This is a genomic window from Massilia oculi (genome assembly GCF_017582745.1).
GTDB classification, from domain to species: domain Bacteria; phylum Pseudomonadota; class Gammaproteobacteria; order Burkholderiales; family Burkholderiaceae_D; genus Telluria; species Telluria oculi_A.
Genome location: NZ_JAFVIM010000019.1, coordinates 52,022 through 72,802 on the forward strand (window position 1 = coordinate 52,022; position 20,781 = coordinate 72,802).

General features: G+C 67.7%; 12 protein-coding genes. All 12 read left to right on the plus strand.

Annotated elements, in window-relative coordinates; all coding sequences use genetic code 11:
• The first annotated feature begins 65 nt into the window (after window positions 1–65).
• The 12 genes from J3U95_RS20010 to J3U95_RS20065 all read left to right on the plus strand — a co-directional run bounded on the left by J3U95_RS20010 (window position 66) and on the right by J3U95_RS20065 (window position 20,773).
• Window positions 66–1,244, plus strand: a complete 1,179-nt coding sequence (locus tag J3U95_RS20010) for a porin (RefSeq protein ID WP_208280411.1) — start codon at window positions 66–68, stop codon at window positions 1,242–1,244.
• Between the two features lie 62 nt (window positions 1,245–1,306).
• Entirely contained in the window at window positions 1,307–1,822 is a 516-nt protein-coding gene (locus J3U95_RS20015; protein ID WP_208280412.1) for a sugar dehydrogenase complex small subunit, read from the plus strand.
• 9 nt (window positions 1,823–1,831) lie between these two features.
• Window positions 1,832–3,478 carry a GMC family oxidoreductase gene (locus tag J3U95_RS20020; RefSeq protein ID WP_208280413.1) on the plus strand — a complete coding sequence of 549 codons (1,647 nt, stop codon included), beginning with the start codon at window positions 1,832–1,834 and terminating at the stop codon, window positions 3,476–3,478.
• Between the two features lie 2 nt (window positions 3,479–3,480).
• Complete coding sequence (locus tag J3U95_RS20025) at window positions 3,481–4,902, plus strand: c-type cytochrome (protein WP_208280414.1); 1,422 nt, start codon at window positions 3,481–3,483, stop codon at window positions 4,900–4,902.
• Entirely contained in the window at window positions 4,899–5,405 is a 507-nt protein-coding gene (locus J3U95_RS20030; protein WP_208280415.1) for a sugar dehydrogenase complex small subunit, read from the plus strand. Before J3U95_RS20025 ends, J3U95_RS20030 begins: the two co-directional genes overlap by 4 nt.
• 25 nt (window positions 5,406–5,430) lie before the next feature.
• Window positions 5,431–7,035 (plus strand): GMC family oxidoreductase, encoded by a 1,605-nt coding sequence (locus J3U95_RS20035; protein ID WP_208280416.1) that lies wholly within the window; start codon window positions 5,431–5,433, stop codon window positions 7,033–7,035.
• Window positions 7,028–8,383, plus strand: coding sequence for a cytochrome c (locus tag J3U95_RS20040; RefSeq protein WP_208280417.1), 1,356 nt, complete (start codon window positions 7,028–7,030; stop codon window positions 8,381–8,383). The genes J3U95_RS20035 and J3U95_RS20040 overlap by 8 nt, the downstream gene beginning before the upstream one ends.
• Before the next feature lie 407 nt (window positions 8,384–8,790).
• On the plus strand, window positions 8,791–11,979 hold the full coding sequence (locus J3U95_RS20045) for a TonB-dependent receptor (RefSeq protein WP_208280418.1): 3,189 nt from the start codon (window positions 8,791–8,793) through the stop codon (window positions 11,977–11,979).
• A 142-nt stretch (window positions 11,980–12,121) separates the two neighbouring features.
• The gene (locus J3U95_RS20050) at window positions 12,122–14,806 is read left to right on the plus strand and encodes a beta-mannosidase (protein WP_229519971.1); all 2,685 of its coding nucleotides are present in this window, start codon (window positions 12,122–12,124) and stop codon (window positions 14,804–14,806) included.
• Window positions 14,803–18,273: a GH92 family glycosyl hydrolase gene (locus tag J3U95_RS20055; protein WP_208280420.1), complete on the plus strand. Its 3,471-nt coding sequence runs from the start codon at window positions 14,803–14,805 to the stop codon at window positions 18,271–18,273. The genes J3U95_RS20050 and J3U95_RS20055 overlap by 4 nt, the downstream gene beginning before the upstream one ends.
• Window positions 18,274–18,547: 274 nt before the next feature.
• Window positions 18,548–19,534, plus strand: a complete 987-nt coding sequence (locus J3U95_RS20060) for a LacI family DNA-binding transcriptional regulator (RefSeq protein WP_208280421.1) — start codon at window positions 18,548–18,550, stop codon at window positions 19,532–19,534.
• A gap of 21 nt (window positions 19,535–19,555) precedes the next feature.
• Complete coding sequence (locus tag J3U95_RS20065) at window positions 19,556–20,773, plus strand: AGE family epimerase/isomerase (RefSeq protein WP_208280422.1); 1,218 nt, start codon at window positions 19,556–19,558, stop codon at window positions 20,771–20,773.
• Window positions 20,774–20,781: the final 8 nt, after the last annotated feature.

Consider the following 20,781-nt stretch of genomic DNA (forward strand, 5'->3'; position numbering starts at 1 on the left):
TTGCAGACGAAGGACTGACGCTGCTGGCCTGGCCAGCCTGGTGGTGGCGGTCTTCAAGGTAAAACATGAAACAGACACCATTCCTGGTCCTGGGCGGCATGCTGCTGTCCGGCGCCTGCGGCACCGCCGCCGCACAATCGAGCCTGACGGTCTACGGCATCGCCGATGCCGCGCTCACCCACCTCGACCATCGCGCCGGCGGCGCCACCACGTATATGCGGGGCGGCCCGAAGGATGGCAACCGCATCGGCTTCAAGGGCACCGAGGACCTCGGCAACGGCCTCAAGGCGCTGTTCGTGCTGGAAGCCGGCTACAACATCGACGACGGTTCGATGGCGCAGACGGGCACCCTGTTCAACCGCGCCGCCTATGTCGGCCTGAGCGACGCGCGCCTGGGCACGCTGACGGTCGGCCACCAGTACGCGCCGTACTTCGATTTCCTGACTCCGCTCGGCCCCTTGCCGGTAGTGACCGGCGCCGCCGGCGACCATCCGGGCGACATCGACGGCTTCGACGTCACCATCCGCAACAACAACGCGGTCAAGTACACCTCGCCCAACTGGCATGGCCTGACGGTGGGCCTGCTGGCCGCCTCGGGCGAGCAGCCCGACCGCGCCGGCGACAGCGGCAGCGGCGACGCCTTCAGCGCGGCCGCCAAGTACGACAGCGGCGCCTGGCACTACGCGCTGGGCTGGCAGGTGCTCAGGAACGGCCCCGAGCGTAGCGCCTGGGACGCGAGCTCCGCCGCCAGCTTCTCGAAGTCGCCGGTGAACGCCGGCTACCTGTCGGCGAGCGAGGTGCGCTACGTGGCCGCCGGGATGCGCTACCAGTCCGGTCAACTGAGCCTGGGCGGTACGCTGAGCAACGTCCAGTACCACGCCGACGGCGCTTCGCTGTTCCGCGACACCGCCATCTTCAACACGGCTTCGCTCCTGGCCGGCTGGCAGACCGCCAGTCCCTGGTCGCTCGGCGCCGGCGTGACCCACACGCGCGCCAGCCGCGCCAACGGCATCGACGACGCGGCCAGCTACCTGCAGTTCTCGCTGATGCAGGGCTACTGGCTGTCCAAGCGCACCGTGGTCTACCTGCTCGAAGCCACCCAGCGCGCCCATGGCCGCACGCTGGCGGTGGGCGCCGCCGGCGCGATCGACGCCGGCGCCGCGATCGGCGTGTCGCAGTCTGGCCTGGTGGCCGACAGCCGCCGCCAGAGCATGCTCACGCTCGGCCTGCGACACGCATTCTGAGTTTTTCGCGCCGCGCGGCACGGTTGCCGCGCGGCGCACGACTACTAGCACACGAGAAAAATATGGCTATTTCTAGACGCAAGTTCGTGCTCGGGGCGATGACCGTTCCCGCCACCTGGCTGGGCTGGAGCGGCATGCCGGCCTGGGGGCTGCCGGCGCCGGCCGCGCGCCCGATCCCGGTGGAGCAATTCATGCAACTGTCCGCGCTGCTCGTCAACCACCGGCTCGACGCGGCCATCGGCGCGCGCATCGCGCAGGCGGCCCCTGGCATCCACCCGGAGGGCGCGGCGCATACCGGCGCGATCCTCGCCATCGCACAAGGCAAGAACGCGCGCCAGGTCGAAGACTTCTTCGACGCTATCCCGCCAGGGGTCCTGCAGGACTTCGCGTACTGGGTGATCTTCGCCTGGTACGCCGGCTGCTCGTCGCCGAAGAAGGACGCCCAGGTGTTCAGCTTCGAAGGCGCGCTGACCTATGCGGTCACGCGCGACACAGTGGCGATCCCGTCGTATGGATTTTCCGGTCCCAACCTGTGGCAGCGGCCAATCGCGCCATTGTCGGCCATGCCGCATTTCTGAGGTAGCACCATGACTAATATAAAGAACGCCGACGTCGTGATCGTCGGCACCGGTGTCGTCGGCGTGGCGATCGCCGAACAACTGCTGGACGCCGGCATCTCGGTGTTGATGCTGGAGGCCGGCCCGCGCGTGAGCCGCGCCGAAGTGGTCGAGAATTTCCGCAACCTGCCCCTGGCGCGCAAGGGCGATCCGTCGTCCTGCTACCCGCCCCGGCCCTGGGCGCCGCATCCGATGCCGTCGCTCGAGACCCCGGACGAGACTTACCTGCAATTGAGCGGTCCGGACAAGTACGCGCAGACCTTCATCCGCTACGCGGGCGGCTCGACCTGGCACTGGGCCGGCACCAGCTGGCGCCTCACGCCGCAAGACATGCGCCTGCGCACCCTGTACGGCGTCGGCCGCGACTGGGCCTTCGACTACGCGACGCTCGAGCCGTATTACGCGCGCACCGAACACCTGCTGGGCATCTGCGGCCCGGCCGACCCGGCCCTGCAATGGCCGCCGGTCGACATGGGCACGCCGCGTTCGCGCCCGTATCCGATGCCGCCGCTGCCGTTCGGTCCGGGCGAGCAGCGCTTCACCGAGGTGGTGGCGGGGCTGGGTTTGAAGAACATCCCGACCTCGCAAGCCCGCAACAGCGGCATGCCCTACGACGACCGGCCGGCCTGCTGCGCCAGCAACAACTGCGTGCCGGTGTGCCCGGTCGGCGCCAAGTACGATGCCGCAACCGCCTTGTCGCGCCTGGAGTCGAAGGGCGCCACCATCCTTGCCGACGCCGTGGTGTACCGGGTCGAGGCGAATGCGGCCAACCGGATCGAGGCGGTGCATTACCTGGATCCGGACAAGCGCTCGCACCGCATCGGCGGCAAGCTGTTCGTGCTGGCCTGTAACGGCATCGAAACGCCCAAGCTGCTCCTGATGTCGAAGGACGCGCGCAACCCGAACGGCCTGGCCAACAGCTCCGACCAGGTGGGTCGCAACATGATGGACCATCCGCAGCTGACCATGACCCTGACCTTGGACGAACCTTACTGGGCCGGGGTCGGCCCGGTGGTCAACAGCGGGATCATGGAAACCTCGCAGGGCGCTTTCCGCTCCGAACACGCCGGCGCCTACTTCCGCTTCAATAACTTCGCGCGCAACCGCTTCGTGACCTTCACCGCGCTGAACAAGGGGCTGGTGGGCAAGGCCCTGGACGCCGAGATCCGCCGCATGACGGCCTGCACCGCCGACGTGGTGCTGGCCCACGAGGTCTTGCCCGACCCCGAGAACCGCCTCACGCTGTCCGACAAGAAGGACTGGCTGGGCCTGCCCAAGCCGGCCATCCATTACGACGTCGGCGACTACACGCGCAAGTCGGCCGAGGTGTATTCGGTCCCGATCGGCAAGCGCATCGCGCGCGCAATGGGCGCGACCGACATGAAGATCGCCACCAGGTTCGCGCAGAGCAAGCACATCATGGGCGGCACGATCATGGGCCTGGACCCGCGCGACTCGGTGGTGGACGCCGATTGCCGCGCCCACGACCACGAAAACCTGTTCCTGCCCGGCGGCGGGGCCATGGCCAGCACGGCTTGCGGCAACAGCACGATCACCATGGTGTCACTCGGCCTGAAGGCGGCCGACGCCATCGTGCGCCAGATGCGGGGGGCTTGACGATGAAAGCATGCTTCCTGTCCCCGCGCGCGCTTGCCGCGCTTGCGCTCGCACTTGTGCTGGGCCCGAACCTGGCGCATGCCGAGGGCTTCGACGCCGTCACGCTGGCGCGTGGCCAGTACCTGGCCACGGCGTCGGATTGCATCGCCTGCCACACGGCGCACAAGGGCCAGCCGATGGCCGGCGGCCTGGTCATGTCGTCGCCGGTGGGCGACATCGTTTCGACCAACATCACGCCGTCGCGCCGCTACGGCATCGGCAACTACACCGAGCAGCAGTTCGCCGATGCGCTGCGCAAGGGCATCCGCGCCGACGGCCAACCGCTGTACCCGGCGATGCCCTACGTGTCGTACGCGGCCATGACCGACGCCGACGTGCACGCGCTGTACGCATACTTCATGCAGGGGGTGCCTGCGGTGGAGCAGGCCGCGCCGCCCACCGAGCTGCCGTTCCCGATGAACGTGCGCGCTTCCATGAAGCTGTGGAATGCGCTGTTCCTCGACCGGCAGCCGCTTCTCCCCGCGCCCGATCGCTCGCCGCAATGGCTGCGCGGACGCTACCTGGCCGAAGGCGCGGCGCACTGCGGCACCTGCCACACGCCGCGCGGCTTCCTGATGCAGGAGAAGAAGGAGCTGAACATGTCCGGCGCCCAGGTCGGCCCTTGGTATGCGCCGAACATTACGCCGCACGCCACCGGCATCGGCGCCTGGAGCGAGGCGGAGCTGGTGCAGTACCTGCGCACCGGCCGCCTGGAGGGCAAGGCGCAGGCCGCTGGCAGCATGGCCGAGGCGATCACCCACAGCTTCAGCCAGCTCGACGAAGAGGACTTGCAGGCCATCGCTCACTATGTGAAATCGCTGCCCTCGATCGAGGCGGTCGAGGAGGGCGCCGGCATGGGATCGCGCTTCACGCAGGGCAAGCCGGGCAACGCCTTGCCTGAGCTGCGCGGCAAGGGCTACCAGGCCGGCATGGACGGCGCCTATCTCGGCGCCCAGGTGTATTCGGCCAACTGCGCGGCCTGCCATGGCGCGAGCGGCGAGGGCACGCCGGACGGCTACTACCCGAGCCTGTTCCATAATTCGGCCACCGTCGGCAAGACCAACCTGATCGCGTCCATCCTGTACGGCGTGGACCGCAAGACCAGGGAGGGCCACGTCTTCATGCCGCCGTTTGGCGACCAGCCGAACGCGGTCAACCACCTGTCCGACCAGGAGGTGGCGGCGTTGGCCAACTACGTGCAGGTCCGCTTCGGCGGCGGCGCCCCCACTGTCAAGGTCGAAGACGTCGCTCGCTCGCGCGCCGGCGGTCCGCAGTCGCCGCTGTTGCCGCTGGCGCGGATCGGCATGGGACTGGCGGTGCTGGTCCTGGTGGCGTTGAGCGCTTTCATGCTGGTGCGGCGGCGCCGCGCGGGAGCACGGCCATGAAGCGCGCGTCATTCCCGCGCCGGCGCGCGCTGCAGGTGCTGGGCACTGCCGTGCTGGCCGGTTCGGCTGGCCGCCTGCTGTCGGCGACCCGCAACCAGGCCCTGATCGAAAACGGCGGTCCCGTGCTGGCCGACTTCACGGCCGTCTCGAGCATCCTGACCGGCAAGGCCGGCGCCGATCCGGCCCTGGCGCTGGCCCTGTACCACGCGCTGCGCCGGGCGACGCCCGGCTTCGACGTCGCTTTGCCTGCCCTCAGGGCTGCGCTGGAACAAGGCACGGCCCCCGGCATGGACGGCAAGCTGGCGTTCGGGGAGGAGGGCAAGCCGCAGCTGGCGCTGAGCCAGGCCATCCTGCAAGCCTGGTTCCTGGGCGTGGCCGGCAAGGGCGCCAAGGCGACCTGCGTCGCCTACGTCGATGCCCTGGCCAACCGCGCCGTCGGCGCCACGCTGGTGCCGCCGAGTTACTCCTATGGCGCGCTGGGCACCTGGCAAGCCAGGCCCTGAATCACAAAGAGAACCTATTCATTCCATGACTACCAACCTTTCTGCCGACATCGTCGTGATCGGCGCGGGCATCTGCGGCTCGCTCCTGGCGCGCAAGCTGGCCCTGGGCGGCCATTCGGTGCTGATGCTGGAATCCGGCCCGCGCGTCAAGCGCGCCGAGCTGGTCGAGCGCTACCGCCATTCTCCGTTCAAGTCCGATTTCATGTCGCCGTATCCGTATTCGGACAAGGCGCCGCATCCCACCTTCACCCCGGAACCGAACCGCTATATCGAGCAGGCCGGCCCGCATCCGTTCGCGGCCCAGTACATCCGCATGCTGGGCGGCACCAGCTGGCACTGGGCGGCCCAGATGTGGCGCTACCTGCCGAGCGACTTCCGCACCCGGACCCTGTACGGTGTGGGCAAGGACTGGCCGCTCGGTTACGACGAGCTCGAACCCTATTACTACGAGGCCGAGGCGATCACCGGCGTGGGCGGCTCGATGGAGACCGGCTCTCCGCGCGCCAAGCCGTATCCGATGGAGCGCGTCCCGGCCTCGTGGTTCCAGCAGCGCATCACCGAGCGCCTGGCGCCGCAGTTCAAGGTGATCGACGACTCCACCGCGCGCAACAGCCGCAGCTTCGACGGCCGCCCGGCCTGCTGCGGCAACAACAACTGCATGCCGGTGTGCCCGATCGACGCCCAGTACCACGGCGGCATCGCCGCCGCCAGCGCCGAACAGGCCGGGGTGCAGGTGATCACCGAGGCCGTGGTCTACCGGCTCGAGCACGATGCGCGCGGCGCCATCGTCGCCGCCCACTACTATGACTGGAACAAAGTGTCCCACCGCGTCAGCGGCAAGACCTTCGTGCTGGCGGCGAACGCGATCGAATCGAGCCGGCTGCTGCTGCTCTCGAGCAGCAGCGCCTTCCCCACCGGGCTGGCCAACCGCAGCGACCAGGTGGGCCGCAATCTGTGCGACCACCCGGCGATCGGCGTCACCTTCGACGTCGACGAGCCGGTCTGGCCCGGCCGCGGCCCGGTCAGCCCGTGCTCGATCGGTCAGTTCCGCGACGGCGACTTCCGCGCCGACCATGCGCCGTTCCGGATCGACATCTCGAACGCCTCGCAGGTGGCGGCGGTGACCAGGGAACTGATCCAGGACGGCTATTACGGCGTCAAGCTCGAAGGGGCGATCCGCGACCGCGCGGCGCGCCGGGTGAGCATCAAGAACGCGCTCGAGCAGCTGCCGGACCCGGACAATCGCGTCACGCTCGGCGACGGCAAGGACGCGCTCGGGCTGCCGGTGCCGCGCATCTACTGGAATGTCGACGACTACGTGATCAAGGGCACCGCGGCCACGCGCCGGCGCTACGACGGGATCGCGGCGCGCCTGGGCGCGACCAACGTCAAGCACAGCAAGCCGGGCGTGTTCGGCAACCGCCAGCACATCACCGGCACGCTGTCGATGGGCAGCGATCCCGCCGCCAGCGTGACCGATCCCTACGGCCGTGCGCACGACCACCCGAACCTGTACATGGCGGGCACCGGCGTGATGCCGACGGTCGGGACCTGCAACGTTACCCTGACCGCGCTGGCGCTGGCACTGCGCACGGCGGACCGGATCGACGCGGAGATGCGCCATGCGTGACGCACTGCGAACCCTGTTGCGCCGCTTCGTCGGCGCCGGCGCCGCGCTGGCGCTGTCGAGCGGCCTGGCCCTGGCAACCGACGCGGCCAACGACGCCGCCCTGGTCGAGCGCGGCCGCTACCTGGCCGTGGCCGGCGATTGCGCGGCCTGCCATACGGCGCACGGCAAGGCCCCGTTCAGTGGCGGCCTCGCCATCGCCAGCCCGCTCGGCGCGATCTACTCGACCAATATCACGCCGTCGCGCAGCCACGGCATCGGCGCCTATACGCTGGAGCAGTTCAGCCGCGCCGTGCGCGCCGGCGTACGCGCCGACGGCAGTCACCTGTATCCTGCCATGCCGTACACCGCCTATGCGAAAGTAAGCGACGCGGATACGGCCGCGCTGTACGCGTACTTCATGCGCGGCGTGCAGGCGGTCGACACGGCGCCGCCGCCGACCCGCCTGCCGTTCCCGTTCAACGTCCGGCTGTCGATGGGGCTGTGGAACTGGCTGTACCTCGACAGCCGGCCGTTCGTGGCCGACCCGGCCCGCTCGGCCGAGTGGAACCGCGGCGCCTACCTGGCCCAGGGCCTGGCCCATTGCACCACCTGCCATACGCCGCGCAACTTCCTGATGGCCGAAAAGCCGGCGCTGTACCTGCAGGGCGCCTCGCTCGGGACCTGGTATGCGCCGGACATCACGCCGGGCAAGCCGGGCTGGGACCACGCTGCCATGGCGAGCTATCTGCGCACCGGGCACGCCGCCAATGGCGCCACCGCGGGCGGCCCGATGCGCGAAGCGATCGACCTGAGCTTCTCGAAGATGGCGCCAGCGGACCTGGCGGCGATCGCGACCTACCTGCAGGAGCTGCCGGCGCCTTCGATGCCAGCCGCGCCAGCCGCGGTGAGCAAGGTCGTCACCAGCGACGTCACGGAAATGGCGGGCGGCCTCGCGGATGGCGAGCGGCTGTACCGCAACAACTGCGCTTCCTGCCACCAGGTCGATGGCGACGGGCTGCGCGGCCTGCCCGCGCTGCGCAACCACCCGATGCTGCGCCACCAGAGCGCCGACAACGTCGGCATGGCCATCCTGGACGGCGTCTGGCCGGAACACGGACAGGGCATGCCCGGATTCAGGGAAGAGCTCGACGACCGGGAGGTTGCGGCGATCGGCAACTACGTGATGACGGCGTTTGGGGGCAGCGCGGTCGGCATCACGCAGCAGCGCGTGGCAGTGTTGCGCGCGGGCGGCGAGTCGTCGCCCCTGTTGTTGCTGGCGCGGGTGGGCATCGTGCTCGCAATCGGGCTCGTCTGCATACTGGCCGGGTTGCTGTGGCGGCGCTGGCGGCGCCGTCGCGGGCTGGCATGATCCCTTGCCCGGGAACGCGTAAGCGCCTCGGGCAACTCTGCATTCCGCGCAGAAAATCTCGTGACTGTCGTTTACTAAACATCGCTAAACTTCACGTAAATATGTGAACTTTGTTGAGTGCTTGTAATTTCCTTTGTATAAATTCGCTTTGTTGGAATGCGAAGTGTCCGATATGCAAGCGGCATCAGGCGTTTAGTAAATTCTGTGAACGCTATCATTTCCGGTCTTGCAGGCATGTGGCCACTTCGCATCGAAAAGGTGGATCGTCGTCGCCGGTGGAAGCAACGGACGGTGCGGCATCCAGGCCACTTCGCGGCGCAGCGCGGGGGGCCGGCGTCCATGGGCGTCCGGAACCTGCTGCCGTCATAAAAGAAAGCCCGCCACAGGGCACGACCAGGAGACACACGATGACTTCAAGAACCCAATCCGCTTCCCGGCAGCAGCGCTGCCGCGTTACGCCCATCGCCATGGCGGTCGGCGTTGCGCTGATGTCGCTTTCCAGCGCCTATGCGCAAACCGAGACCGCGCCGGCGCCGCCGGCCGACCAGCCGGTCCAGCCCGCGGTCCAGTCGCCGGCCGATACCGCACTGCCGACCCCGGCCCAGCAGAATGCCGCCAGCCCGGCGGCGACCGTCCAGGTGACCGGCTATCGCTACGCGATCGAGAAAAGCCTCGACCAGAAACGCGACGCCAATTCGATCGTCGAGGTGGTCACCGCCGAAGACGTCGGCAAATTCCCGGACAAGAACGTGGCCGACGCCCTGCAGCGGGTGCCGGGCGTGGTGGTCACCCGCAGCGGCGGTGAGGGCAAGAACGTCTCGGTACGGGGCCTGTCGTCGGAACTGACGCTGACCCAGTTGAACGGCAACTACGTCGCCACCGCCGAATCGAACGGCGACCCGTCCCGTTCGTTCAACTACACGCTGATGCCGTCGAATATGCTGGCCAGCGCCGAACTGTACAAGACGTCGGAAGCACGCTTCGACGAAGGCGGCATCGGCGGCACCGTGATCCTGCGCACCCGCCGTCCGCTCGACGTGAAATCGGGTTCCGGTTTCCTGAACGCCGAAGGCACCTGGTCCGACACCACCAAGAAGACCGACCCGCAGATCTCGGGCCAGTATGCCTGGCACGACGAGAGCAACCGCATCGGCGTCCTGATCGGCTACACCCAGCAGAAGCGCACCATTCGCACCATGGGCGGCAGCACCTCGAACTGGCAGTGGTACAGCGACAGCCGCGCCACCAATCCGTCGGTCGACGTCAACGGCCAGCCGAACGGCCTGAACTCGTACTGGTGGGGCGAATCGGGCTTCTACACCCAGGATGGCGATTACTACACCAACTTCGCGCTGCCGACCTCGGTCAACCTGGACGTGGTGAACAATGAACGCGAGCGCAAGGGCGGCCAGCTGACGCTGCAGTTCAAGCCCCTGCGCAACCTGAACATGACGGCCAACTATTTCCGCTTCGACTTGAAGCAGAATACGCAGACCAATTCGCTGAAGATCCCGGAATGGAGCATCGCCCGCTACAACGGCGACGGCAATTATCCGGGCGGCCGCATGCTCGACGGGTTCACCTTCGACCCGAGCGGCACCATCGTCACCGGCGCCCAGTACAGCGCGCGTCCGGGCAAGGACTATTACTGCAGCTCGGCGCAGGCCGGGGCGGCAGGGCTGACCAATACCGGCGGCTTCGGTCCCGACGACTGCACTATTCCGACGCCTCAGATCGCCGGCAACATCAGCCGCGAAAAAGCCTTGTCGCAGACCGCCGACTTCGAACTCGAATGGAAGGGCGAATCGCTCGACGCCAACATCAAGCTTGGCCGTACCTGGGCCGAGGGCGGTCCCGAAATGACGCTCGGCATGCCGATCAAGCCGCGCCGCCAGAACGCCGACGGCAGCTGGAGCCTGGGCAACCACTATTCGGCGTGGGACCTGACCGGGACCCCGACCATGAACTTCTCGCCGGAACTGATGGCCAACCTGCGCAACGGCGTCGGCGAGATCGACCTCGGCTCGACCAGCTCGTCGTGGACCCGCAACAAGACCGACCAGAACTACGCCCAGGCCGACCTGACCTGGCACGTCGACAACAGCAGCTGGCTCGATACGGTCCAGTTCGGCGCCAAGTACCGCGACGGCGGCACCAACCGCCGTACCGGCAACAACTACTGGGTTTGCCAGGGCGCCGATCCGGGCGACTACGACAGCCGCTTCCAGAACGGTTGCGACGTCAATGCCAACAAGTTCCGTCCCGACTTCCTCTACAGCGAAGAGCTGGGCAACCTGACCAACGGGCTGAAAGCCAGCGCCTTCCCGGCCATTAATTACCCGGCCTATATCGCGCACCTGAACAGCACCTACGGCCCGATGCAGACCCGTAACGAGGATAACTTCGTCTACAACGTCGACGAGAAAATCACGTCGATGTACGTCCAGGCCAATATCAAGACCGACCGCCTGCGCGGCAATCTCGGCATGCGCGTGGTGCGCACCCGCCAGCACGCCGATTCGACGGATCAGGTCGATTACTACAACGATTACTTCTTCGACGGTCCCGACGGCAACCCGGCGCCATGCCTGCCGGGCGGCGCGCCGGCCGCCGGTGCACCGGCCGGTTCGGGCTGCACCAGCGGCTTCACTGTGCTGCCGGACAGCCAGACCAATCCGGCCAGCGGCCACATCTCGACCTTCGTGGTGAGCGCGCTCGACCGCACCTACACCGATTACCTGCCGAGCCTGAACCTGGCCTTCGACCTCACCGACACCCTGCTGCTGCGCGGCGCGGCGTCGAAGGTGGTGGCGCGTCCGAGCTACAACTCGATCGCCGCACCGGGCAGCCTGCGCAACTTCGGCCAGGAATACGTCGACGACCGCCGCCTGATCGGCGGCGGCGACCAGGTCGGCTGGTTCGGTTCGGGCAGCAACAAGGAACTGGACGCCTACAAGGCCGCCCAGTACGACCTGGGCCTCGAGTGGTACTTCACGCGCGGTTCGGTGCTGGGCGCGGCCGTGTTCCGCAAGAACGTGAGCAACTTCGCGGTGCCGGTGGTGCGTGACGTGACGCTGGACATCGGCGGATCGCCAGTCGCGGTGCAGAACTACAGCACCAGCGCCGGCGGCCGCGATGCGGTGTCCAAGGGCATCGAACTGTACGCCCAGCACACCTTCAGCTCGGGCTTCGGCTTCCAGGCCAACTACACCTACAACAAGACCAACCAGGCTGCGATCACGCTGTCGGACGGCACCGAGATCGGCACCTCGCCGCTGGTGGGCAGCGCCAAGAACCAGGCCAACCTGACCGTGTTCTACTCGGACGACAAGATGATGCTGCGTGCGTCGTACAACCGCCGCGGCGAAGTGGTCAACGGCCTGGTCAACGGCTTGAACGTGTATGACGAGCCGTACAGCCAGGTCGACCTGAACGCCGCCTACAACTTCACCAAGGAACTCAGCCTGACCGCGTCGGTGCTGAACCTGACCGAGGAAGAGTCGCGTTCCCGCCTGGGCAACGACACCAAGGCGCGCTACTACTCGAGCGGCTACGCCGGCCGCGTGGCATACGTGGGCCTGAACTACAAGTTCTGAGTCCCGGCGTCGCGCCTCCCCGCACCTCGACCAGGAGGCGGGGAGGCGTTCATACGGCCTTGTCCGCGTGCCGGACAGGGCCGCCAGGAATGGATTGCCGTTGCTGGAAGGCTCACCTCCCATGATTTCCATGTATTCACTCATGTCGTCCACGCGTCTGCTGCTCGGACTGGTCATGGCGCTGTTCGCCGGCGCCGTCCAGGCCGAGGCGCCGCTGCAGTTCACCATCGACCAGGGCTGGACCTTCCGCATGGTGCCGGGCGACGCCCAGGCCGGCGCCTATCCGGAAGCGGCGCCGTCGCGCGCGGCCACGGTGCCGGGCACCGTGCACACCGACCTGATGGCGCACGGCTTGATTCCCGATCCGTACGTCGGCGCGCCCGAGGCGGGCCTGCAATGGATCGGCCTGGCCGACTGGGAATACCGCGTCGAATTCGATGCCCCGCGCGCGGCCCTGCGCAACGCGCGCAGCGACCTGTTGTTCGAAGGACTGGACACCTTCGCCGAAGTCTGGCTGAACGGCCACAAGGTGCTCGACGCCGACAACGCCCACCGCACCTGGCGGGTGCCGGTCGAGGGCCGGTTGCGCGCGAGCGGCAATATCCTGCGCATCGTGCTGCGTTCGCCGATCGCGCGGATGCTGCCGCAGGTCGCGGCGATGCCGCACAAAATCGCCGGCAACTATCCGTCGCCCTACGGCGACGAGCCGAAGGACGCCATGACCGCCAACTTCGTGCGCAAACCCGGCTATCACTACGGTTGGGACTGGGGGCCGCGCTACGTCGGCGCCGGCATCACGAAGCCGGTCGTGCTGCAAAGCTGGGACGTGCTGCGCATCGACGACCTGCAACTGCGCCAGGACCGCGTCGATGCCACGCGCGCTGAGCTGGCCGCGATCGCCTCGCTCGACGCGGTGCGCGCCGGCGCGGTCGAGCTGCGCCTGTGGCAGACCGCGCCCGATGGCGCGCGCACGCTGGCTGTCCGCCAGCGCGCCGATCTGCGCGCCGGCGCCAACCGCATCGCGCTGCCGGTGACGGTCGACGGGCCGCAGCGCTGGTTCCCGAACGGCTACGGCAAGCAGCCGCTGTACCGCTATGAGCTCGAGGTGATCGACACGGCTGGCGACAATGCCCGGCTGGCGAGCGTGTCCGCCCGCACCGGGCTGCGCAGCGTCGAACTGCGCCGCGACCGCGACCGGCGCGGCACGGCCTTCTATTTCGTCGTCAACGGCATCCCGGTGTTCGCCAAGGGCGCCAACACGATCCCGTTCGACATGTTCCAACCGCGCGTCAAGAAGGCGCAGCTGCGCCGCGCGCTGCAACTGGCGCGCGATGCCAATATGAACATGCTGCGCAGCTGGGGCGGCGGCTACTACGAAGGGCGCGACTTCTATGACCTGGCCGACGAGCTGGGCCTGCTGGTCTGGCAGGACTTCATGTTCGGCGGCGGCATGCAGCCGGCCTATGACCCGGCCTTCCGCGCGAACGTCGTGCACGAGGCGCGCGACCAGGTGCGGCGCCTGCGCAACCATCCCAGCGTGGTGCTCTGGTGCGGCAATAATGAGCAAGAGATCGCCTGGAAATACTGGGGCCACGGCAAGACGCTGAAGGCGGCCGATCCGGCTTTCGCCGACCAGGTGTGGAAGGGCTATGTGCAGCTGTTCGGCGCCGACCTGCGCCAGGTGGTGCGGGAAGAGGGCGGCGGTATCGGCTATTGGTCCAGCTCACCGGGCGAAGACTTGCAGGAAGTCGCCAACACCGAAGCCAGCGGCGACATGCATTACTGGGAAGTGTGGGGCAATCCGGCTCATCCGGTCACCAAATACCTGGAGATCACGCCGCGTTTCATGTCCGAATATGGCCTGCAGGCTTGGCCGGTCCAGCGCACCATCGACGCATTCGCCCGGCGCGACCAGCAGCAGCTCGGCTCGCCCGTGATCGACGCCCATCAGAAATTCATGGCCGGCAAGGGCAACGAGCGCCTGATGAAGTACATCAATGACGAGTTCGGCGAGCCGCGCGACTTCGCCGGCTTTGTATACCTGAGCCAGGCGATGCAGGCCGAAGGCATCGCGCTGGCGGCGCTGCATCACCGGCGCAGCCGACCTTATACGATGGGCTCGCTGTACTGGCAGCTCAACGACGTCTGGCCGGGCGCTTCTTGGTCCAGCATCGACTGGTATGGCCGCCCGAAGGCGCTGCACTTCCACGCGCGCCGCTTCTTCGCGCCGGTGGCGCTGGCCGCGCTGCGCGACGCCAGGGGCGCGACCGGGGTCAGCCTGCTCAATGACCGCACCCGCCGCGTGCGCGGCGAGCTGCGTACCCGCGTGATGACGCTGGACGGCAAGGTGCTGCGCGACGAACGCAAGGCGGTCGAGATGGCGCCGCTGTCGGCGACCAGGGTGGCCGGTTACCGCGACGCCGAGCTGCTCGGCAAGGCCGATCCCGCGTCCACCGTCGCCGTGTTCGAGCTGCGGGCCGAGGGCGAACCGGCCGCGCGCGCGGTGGTGTACTTCGCGCCGGCCAAGCGCATTACGTGGAAAGACGCCGGCCTGCGCGCCGAACTGCGCCGCGATCCCAATCTGGCCGGTGTCTACCTGCTCGACGTCTCCGCCTCCAGCCTAGCGCGCGCGGTGTGGATCGATTTCGGCGACCTCGATGCCGACCTGTCCGACAACGCCTTGACCCTGCTGCCCGGCGAGCGCATCACGCTGGGCTTGACGTCCGACGCCAGCGAAGACGCCTTGCGCGCCGCCCTTCAACTCCGCACGCTGGCCGATGTCGTGCCAGCCACCCTTCCACAGACCAGGAGCCCTTCCGCACCATGACGCAGAAAGCAACCGCTCACGATTCCCGCAGCGCCGCCTTGCTGTCCGACCAACCACGCAGCGCTGGCCCGCGCCTGCGCGCCATCGCCGCCCAGGTCGCCGCCGCCGCGCTGCTGCTCGGCTGCGCCAGCGCCACGCCCGACACCCTGGGCCCCGCCAATGGAGCGACCCGGTTCTCGAGCTCGTTCGAGGCCAACGACCCCATGCCCGCAGGCCAGTCCGCTGCCGGCGCCGGCGTGCGCGTCGAACCCGGTGCGGGCCCGGAGCGTCCCTACACCGCCAAAGCCAAGGCCGGCTACACGGGTCTGCGCGCGCTGCGCTACCAGGCCGAAGGCAGCGGCGGCAGCATGCAGCTGTTCCCGGTCGACATCGCCATCGATGCCGACACCACGCTGTCCTGGAAAGTGCTGCCCGAAATCGTCGACGGCGACACGATCGCCTCGACCGGCGTGTCGCTCGACCTGGTGCTGGACGACGGCAGCCGTCTCTCCAGCCTGGGCATCCTCGACCACCACGGCGTACGCGTCGGCGCCGCCTCCCAGGCCGAATCGAACACCCTGTACCCGCAGCAGTGGGCGAACAAGTCGGTGCGCCTGGGCCAGCTGAAGGGCCGCCGCATCAAATCGATCGAACTCGAAGTGCGGCCGGCCGGTGGCAATGCAGGCAAGGCCGTCGGCTGGCTGGACGACATCGTCATCGCCGATCAGGCCCCGCTGGCCGTTACGCGCGTGTCGGACTACGTGCGGGCCACGCGTGGTACCCAGGCCAATGGCACCTTCTCACGCGGCAACAACATCCCGGCCACGGCGATGCCGCACGGCTTCAACTTCTGGACTCCGGTCACCGACGCCGGCACGCTCAGCTTCATGTACAGCTGGAACGAGAAGAACGGTCCCGACAACCGGCCGCGCCTGCAGGCGCTGTCGCTCAGCCACCAGCCTAGCCCGTGGATGGGAGACCGCCAGACCTTCCAGGTGATGCCGTCGGCCGCCAGCGGCCAGCCCGACCCCGACCGCCAGCGCCGCGCGTTGTCGTTCTCGCACGAGCAGGAAGAGGCGCGCGCGCATGGCTACCGCGTCGACTTCGACAACGGCATCCGCGCCGAGATCGCGCCGACCGAGCGCGCTGCCGTATTCCGCTTCCGTTTCCCTCGCGACGGCGACGCCAATCTCCTGTTCGACAACGTCGACGCGCGTGGCGGCCTGACGCTGGACGCGGCGACCCAGACCCTGCGCGGCTATACCGACACCCGCAGCGGCCTGTCGAACGGCGCCTCGCGCATGTTCGTGTTCGCGCGCTTCGACCAGCCATGGACCTCCAGCGGCGCGCTCGAGACCGGACGCCCGACCGGCTACGTCAAGTTCAAGCCCGATGCCAACGGCGAGGTGCGCATGCGCATCGCCACCTCGCTGATCTCGCTCGAGCAGGCGCGGCGCAACCTGGAGATGGAAGTCGGCGACGCCGGTTTCGAGGCCGTGCGCGAGCGCGCCCAGGTCGCATGGGACGCGGAACTGGGCCGGGTCAACGTGCAGGGCGCCAGCGAAGACCAGCTGGTGACCGTGTACTCGAACCTGTACCGCCTGTTCCTGTATCCGAACATGGCCCACGAAAACGTCGGCACGGCCGAGCGGCCGGACTGGCGCCATGCCGACCAGAGCGGCTGGTCCAAGGACAATGCCGGCGGCGACGCCGCCAGCACCTCGGCCCGGATCATCCCGGGCAAGAACTACGTCAACAACGGCTTCTGGGACACCTTCCGCACCACCTGGCCGGCCTATGCGCTGCTCACGCCGACGCGCGCCGGCGAGCTGGTCGACGGTTTCCTGCAGCAGTACCGCGACGGCGGCTGGATGGCGCGCTGGTCGTCGCCGGGCTATGCCGACCTGATGGTCGGCACCAGCTCGGACGTCGCGTTCGCCGACGCCTGGCTCAAGGGCGTGCGCGGTTTCGACGTGCACCAGGTCTACGAGGCGGGCCTGAAGAACGCGACGGTGGCGCCGCCGGTCTCGAACGTGGGCCGCAAGGGCCTGGGCAAGTCGATGTACCGCGGCTATGCCGACACCTCGGTGCACGAGGGCATGTCGTGGACGCTGGAAGGGGCGCTGAACGACTTCGGCCTGGCCAGGATGGGGCAGGCGCTGGCGATTGAAGAGGCCGGCAAGGGCAATTCGGCGCGCGCGCGCCGCTACCGTGAGGAGAGCGAATACTTCGCCTCCCGCGCCACCGACTACGTGCACCTGTTCGACCCGGCGACGAACTTCTTCCGCGGTCGTGACGCCAAGGGCCAGTGGCGCCAGCCGGCGGCCAGCTTCGAGCCGCGCCTGTGGGCGGCGGACTACACCGAAGCCAACGCCTGGACCTTCGCCTTCACCACGCCGCATGATGTCGAGGGGCTGGCCAGCCTGATGGGCGGACGCGACAAGCTGGCGGCGCGCCTGGACCAATTCTTCGCCACCCCGGAGACGGGCGAGGAAAAATTCTCGGGCCGTTACAAGCGGGTGATCCACGAGATGACCGAGGCGCGCGACGTGCGCATGGGCATGTATGCGCACAGCAACCAGCCCTCGCATCACATTCCGTGGCTGTACGCCTCGGTCGGCCAGCCGTGGAAGACCCAGGCGCTGACCCGGGAAGCGCTGCGCCGCCTGTACCTGGGCAGCGAGATCGGCCAGGGCTATGCCGGCGACGAGGACAACGGCGAGATGTCGGCCTGGTATACCTTTGCCATGATGGGCCTGTATCCGATGCGCATGGGGTCTCCCGAGTACGTGATCGGTTCGCCGGCCTTTGCGCGCACCGACGTGCGGCTGGAAAACGGGCGCATGCTGAGCGTGATCGCGCACAACAACAGCCCGCAGAACGTGTACGTGCAGTCGCTCAAGGTCAACGGCAAGCCGTGGAACCAGGCCTGGATCAAGCACGCCGACATCGCCAACGGCGCCACCCTGGAATTCACCATGGGCAGTACGCCATCGGCCTGGGGCAGCGACGCATCGAACCTGCCGGCCTCGCTCACGGCGCCAGGCGCGCAGCCGGAGGGCCTGACTGATCGCAGCGGCGGCGCGCGCAGCGTGACACTGGACGGCAAGCGCACCGCCGGCGCGCTGGTGGACGACGACGCGGCGACCGCGCTGTCGCTGCCGCCGCGCGCCAGCGTGGCGTTCGCATTCGCGGCGCCGACCCGGATCAGCCACTACACGATCACCGCAGGCGCATCTGCGCCCAAGGGCCTGGGCTGGACGCTGGAAGGCCGCGCCGGCAAGGGTGGCTGGACCGCGCTCGACCAGCGCAGCGGCGAGCGCTTCGACTGGGAGCGCCAGTTGCGGCCGTTCGGTATCGCCAAACCGGGCGCCTACCGCGAATACCGTTTGCGCTTCGACAACGGCAGCATGGTCGAGCTGGCCGAACTCGAACTGCTGGAGCAGGGCGTGCGCAAGCCATCAACCGGTGTGTTGAGCGCCAGGTAAACACAGAGTAAGTACGTTCTGCCGAGGTAAGACATGCCTCGGCAGAGCCAGGTTTTAGGCGGCGGCAGGCTTGTTTACTAAAAACCGCTAAAAAGAACCGGAGCAGCTTCTCTTCGATTGACGCGTCGAAAGTGCGACTGTTATAAAACCTGCTGGATATACGCATATTCGACGGCCCGGTGCGAGACCAGGAAACACGGTGTCGGGCGTTTAATAAAACAGCTTTGAATAATAAATTACGGAGACACAGCATGCTGTCGATTTTGGTGCTGCCATGAGCCAGGTGACCCTGCGCGACATCGCGGGCGAGACCGGCCTGTCGATCGGCACCGTCTCGCGCGCACTGAAAAACCAGGGCGGCATGACCGAGGCGACCCGGTCGATCGTGCGCGAGGCCGCCATCCGGCTGGGCTACGACTTTTCCTTGCTCAAGAAGGGCCGCATCCGCCGCATCGCCTTCCTGCTGCACAGCCAGCACAACACGCTCACTTCGAGCCCGTTCTTCACGCCGGTGCTGCACGGCGCCGAGGAAGCCTGCCGGCGCGAAGGCATCGCCCTGTCGCTGATCGTGGTCGGCCCGGCCGAGCCGGTGCTGGAACAGATCCGCCTGCACCAGCCGGACGCGATCCTGTGCGCCGGCTTCTTCGAGCCCGAGATCCTGAGCGCGCTGCAGCAGACCGGCAAGCCGATGGTGCTCGTGGACATGCACCGGCGCGGCTTCACCTCGATCAATCCGGACAATATGGGCGGCGGCTACCTCGCCACCCAGCACCTGCTGCGCTGCGGCCGCAAGCGCATCGCCATGCTGTCCGGCTCCCTGGCCCACTACAGCATCCAGCAGCGCAACCGGGGCTTCCGCCAGGCGCTGTTCGACGCCAAGGTGCATGCCGACCCGAGCCTGGAAGTGAGCGTGCCCACGATGGGCGAGGGCGAGGAGGGCGTGATCGAGGCCATGCGCAGCCTGCTGGCCCTGCCCAAGCGCCCGGACGCGCTGTTCTGCTACAACGACAGCACCGCCCTGGTCGCCATGAAGTACTGCCTGGCCGAGGGACTCAAGATTCCCTACGACCTCGCGATCGTCGGTTTCGACGATATCGCCGCCTCGGCCGCCGCCATTCCGCCGCTGTCCACCGTCCACGTGGACAAGGAAGCGCTGGGGCGGGCCGGGGTCGACTCCCTGCTGCACAAACCCGAAGAAAACCCATCCCAGATAACCCTGCCAGTCGAGATGATCGTGCGCGAGAGCAGCTACGACGACTAGCGCACACCACCCTTAGCCACCATGACCACTTTCCCGAACTTCCGCAGCCCGGACGTGCTGCTCGACCATGCGCGCCACACGATGCGCTTCTACCATCCGCGCGCGATCGATCCCGCCGGGGGCATGTACCACTACTTCAAGGACGACGGCGCGGTCTACGATGCCAGCCATCGGCACCTGGTCAGCAGCACGCGCTTCGTGTTCACCTATGCCATGGCGTACCGCCATTTCGGGGATCCGGCCTATCGCGAAGGCCTGGAGCACGCGGTGCGCTTCCTGCGCGAGGCGCACCGGGCGCCGGACGGCGACGGCTATGCCTGGACGCTGGACGGCCGCGCGATCGAGGACGGCACCCAGCATGCCTATGGCGAAGCCTTCGTGCTGCTGGCCTATGCGCATGCCACGATGGGCGGCATGGAGGAAGCGCGTCCCTGGATCGCCGAAGCCTTCGACTTGATGGAAAAGCGCTTCTGGAACGCGGCGGACGGGCTGTATGCCGACGAGGCGAGCCAGGACTGGAGGGAGCTGTCGACCTACCGCGGCCAGAACGCGAACATGCACGCCTGCGAGGCGCTGCTGGCGGCCCATGCGGCGACCGGCGAACGGCGCTACCTCGAGCGCGCCTACACGGTGGCCTACAACATCACCCAGCGCCAGGCCGAGCGCTGCGGTGGCCTGATCTGGGAACACTACGACACGAACTGGCAGCCCGACTGGAAGTTCAATATCGACGACCCGGAAAACCTGTTCCGTCCCTGGGGCTACCAGCCGGGCCACTTCACCGAATGGGCCAAGCTGCTGCTGCAGCTGGAAGCGCGCGGCAAGGACGTGCTGGAACAGGATTTGGGCTGGCTGCTGCCGACCGCGGAAAAGCTGTTCAAGGTGGCGGTGGAGAAGGGCTGGGACCCGGAATACGGTGGCCTGTGCTACTCGCTGGCGCCGGACCTGACCGTGTGCGACTTCCACAAATACTTCTGGGTGCAGGCCGAAAGCGCCGCGGCGGCGGCCATGCTGGCCGCGCGCACCGGCAATGCCGACTACTGGACCTGGTACGACCGCCTGTGGGAATACAGCTGGACCCATTTCGTCGACCACCAGCACGGCGCCTGGTACCGCATCCTCGACCGCGAGAACCGCAAGCTCTCCGACGAGAAGAGCCCGGCCGGCAAGGTCGACTATCACACCATGGGCGCCGCCTACGACATCGTGGCCGTGCTGAAGGGTGGCGCGCGTGCTTAATCCTCCCC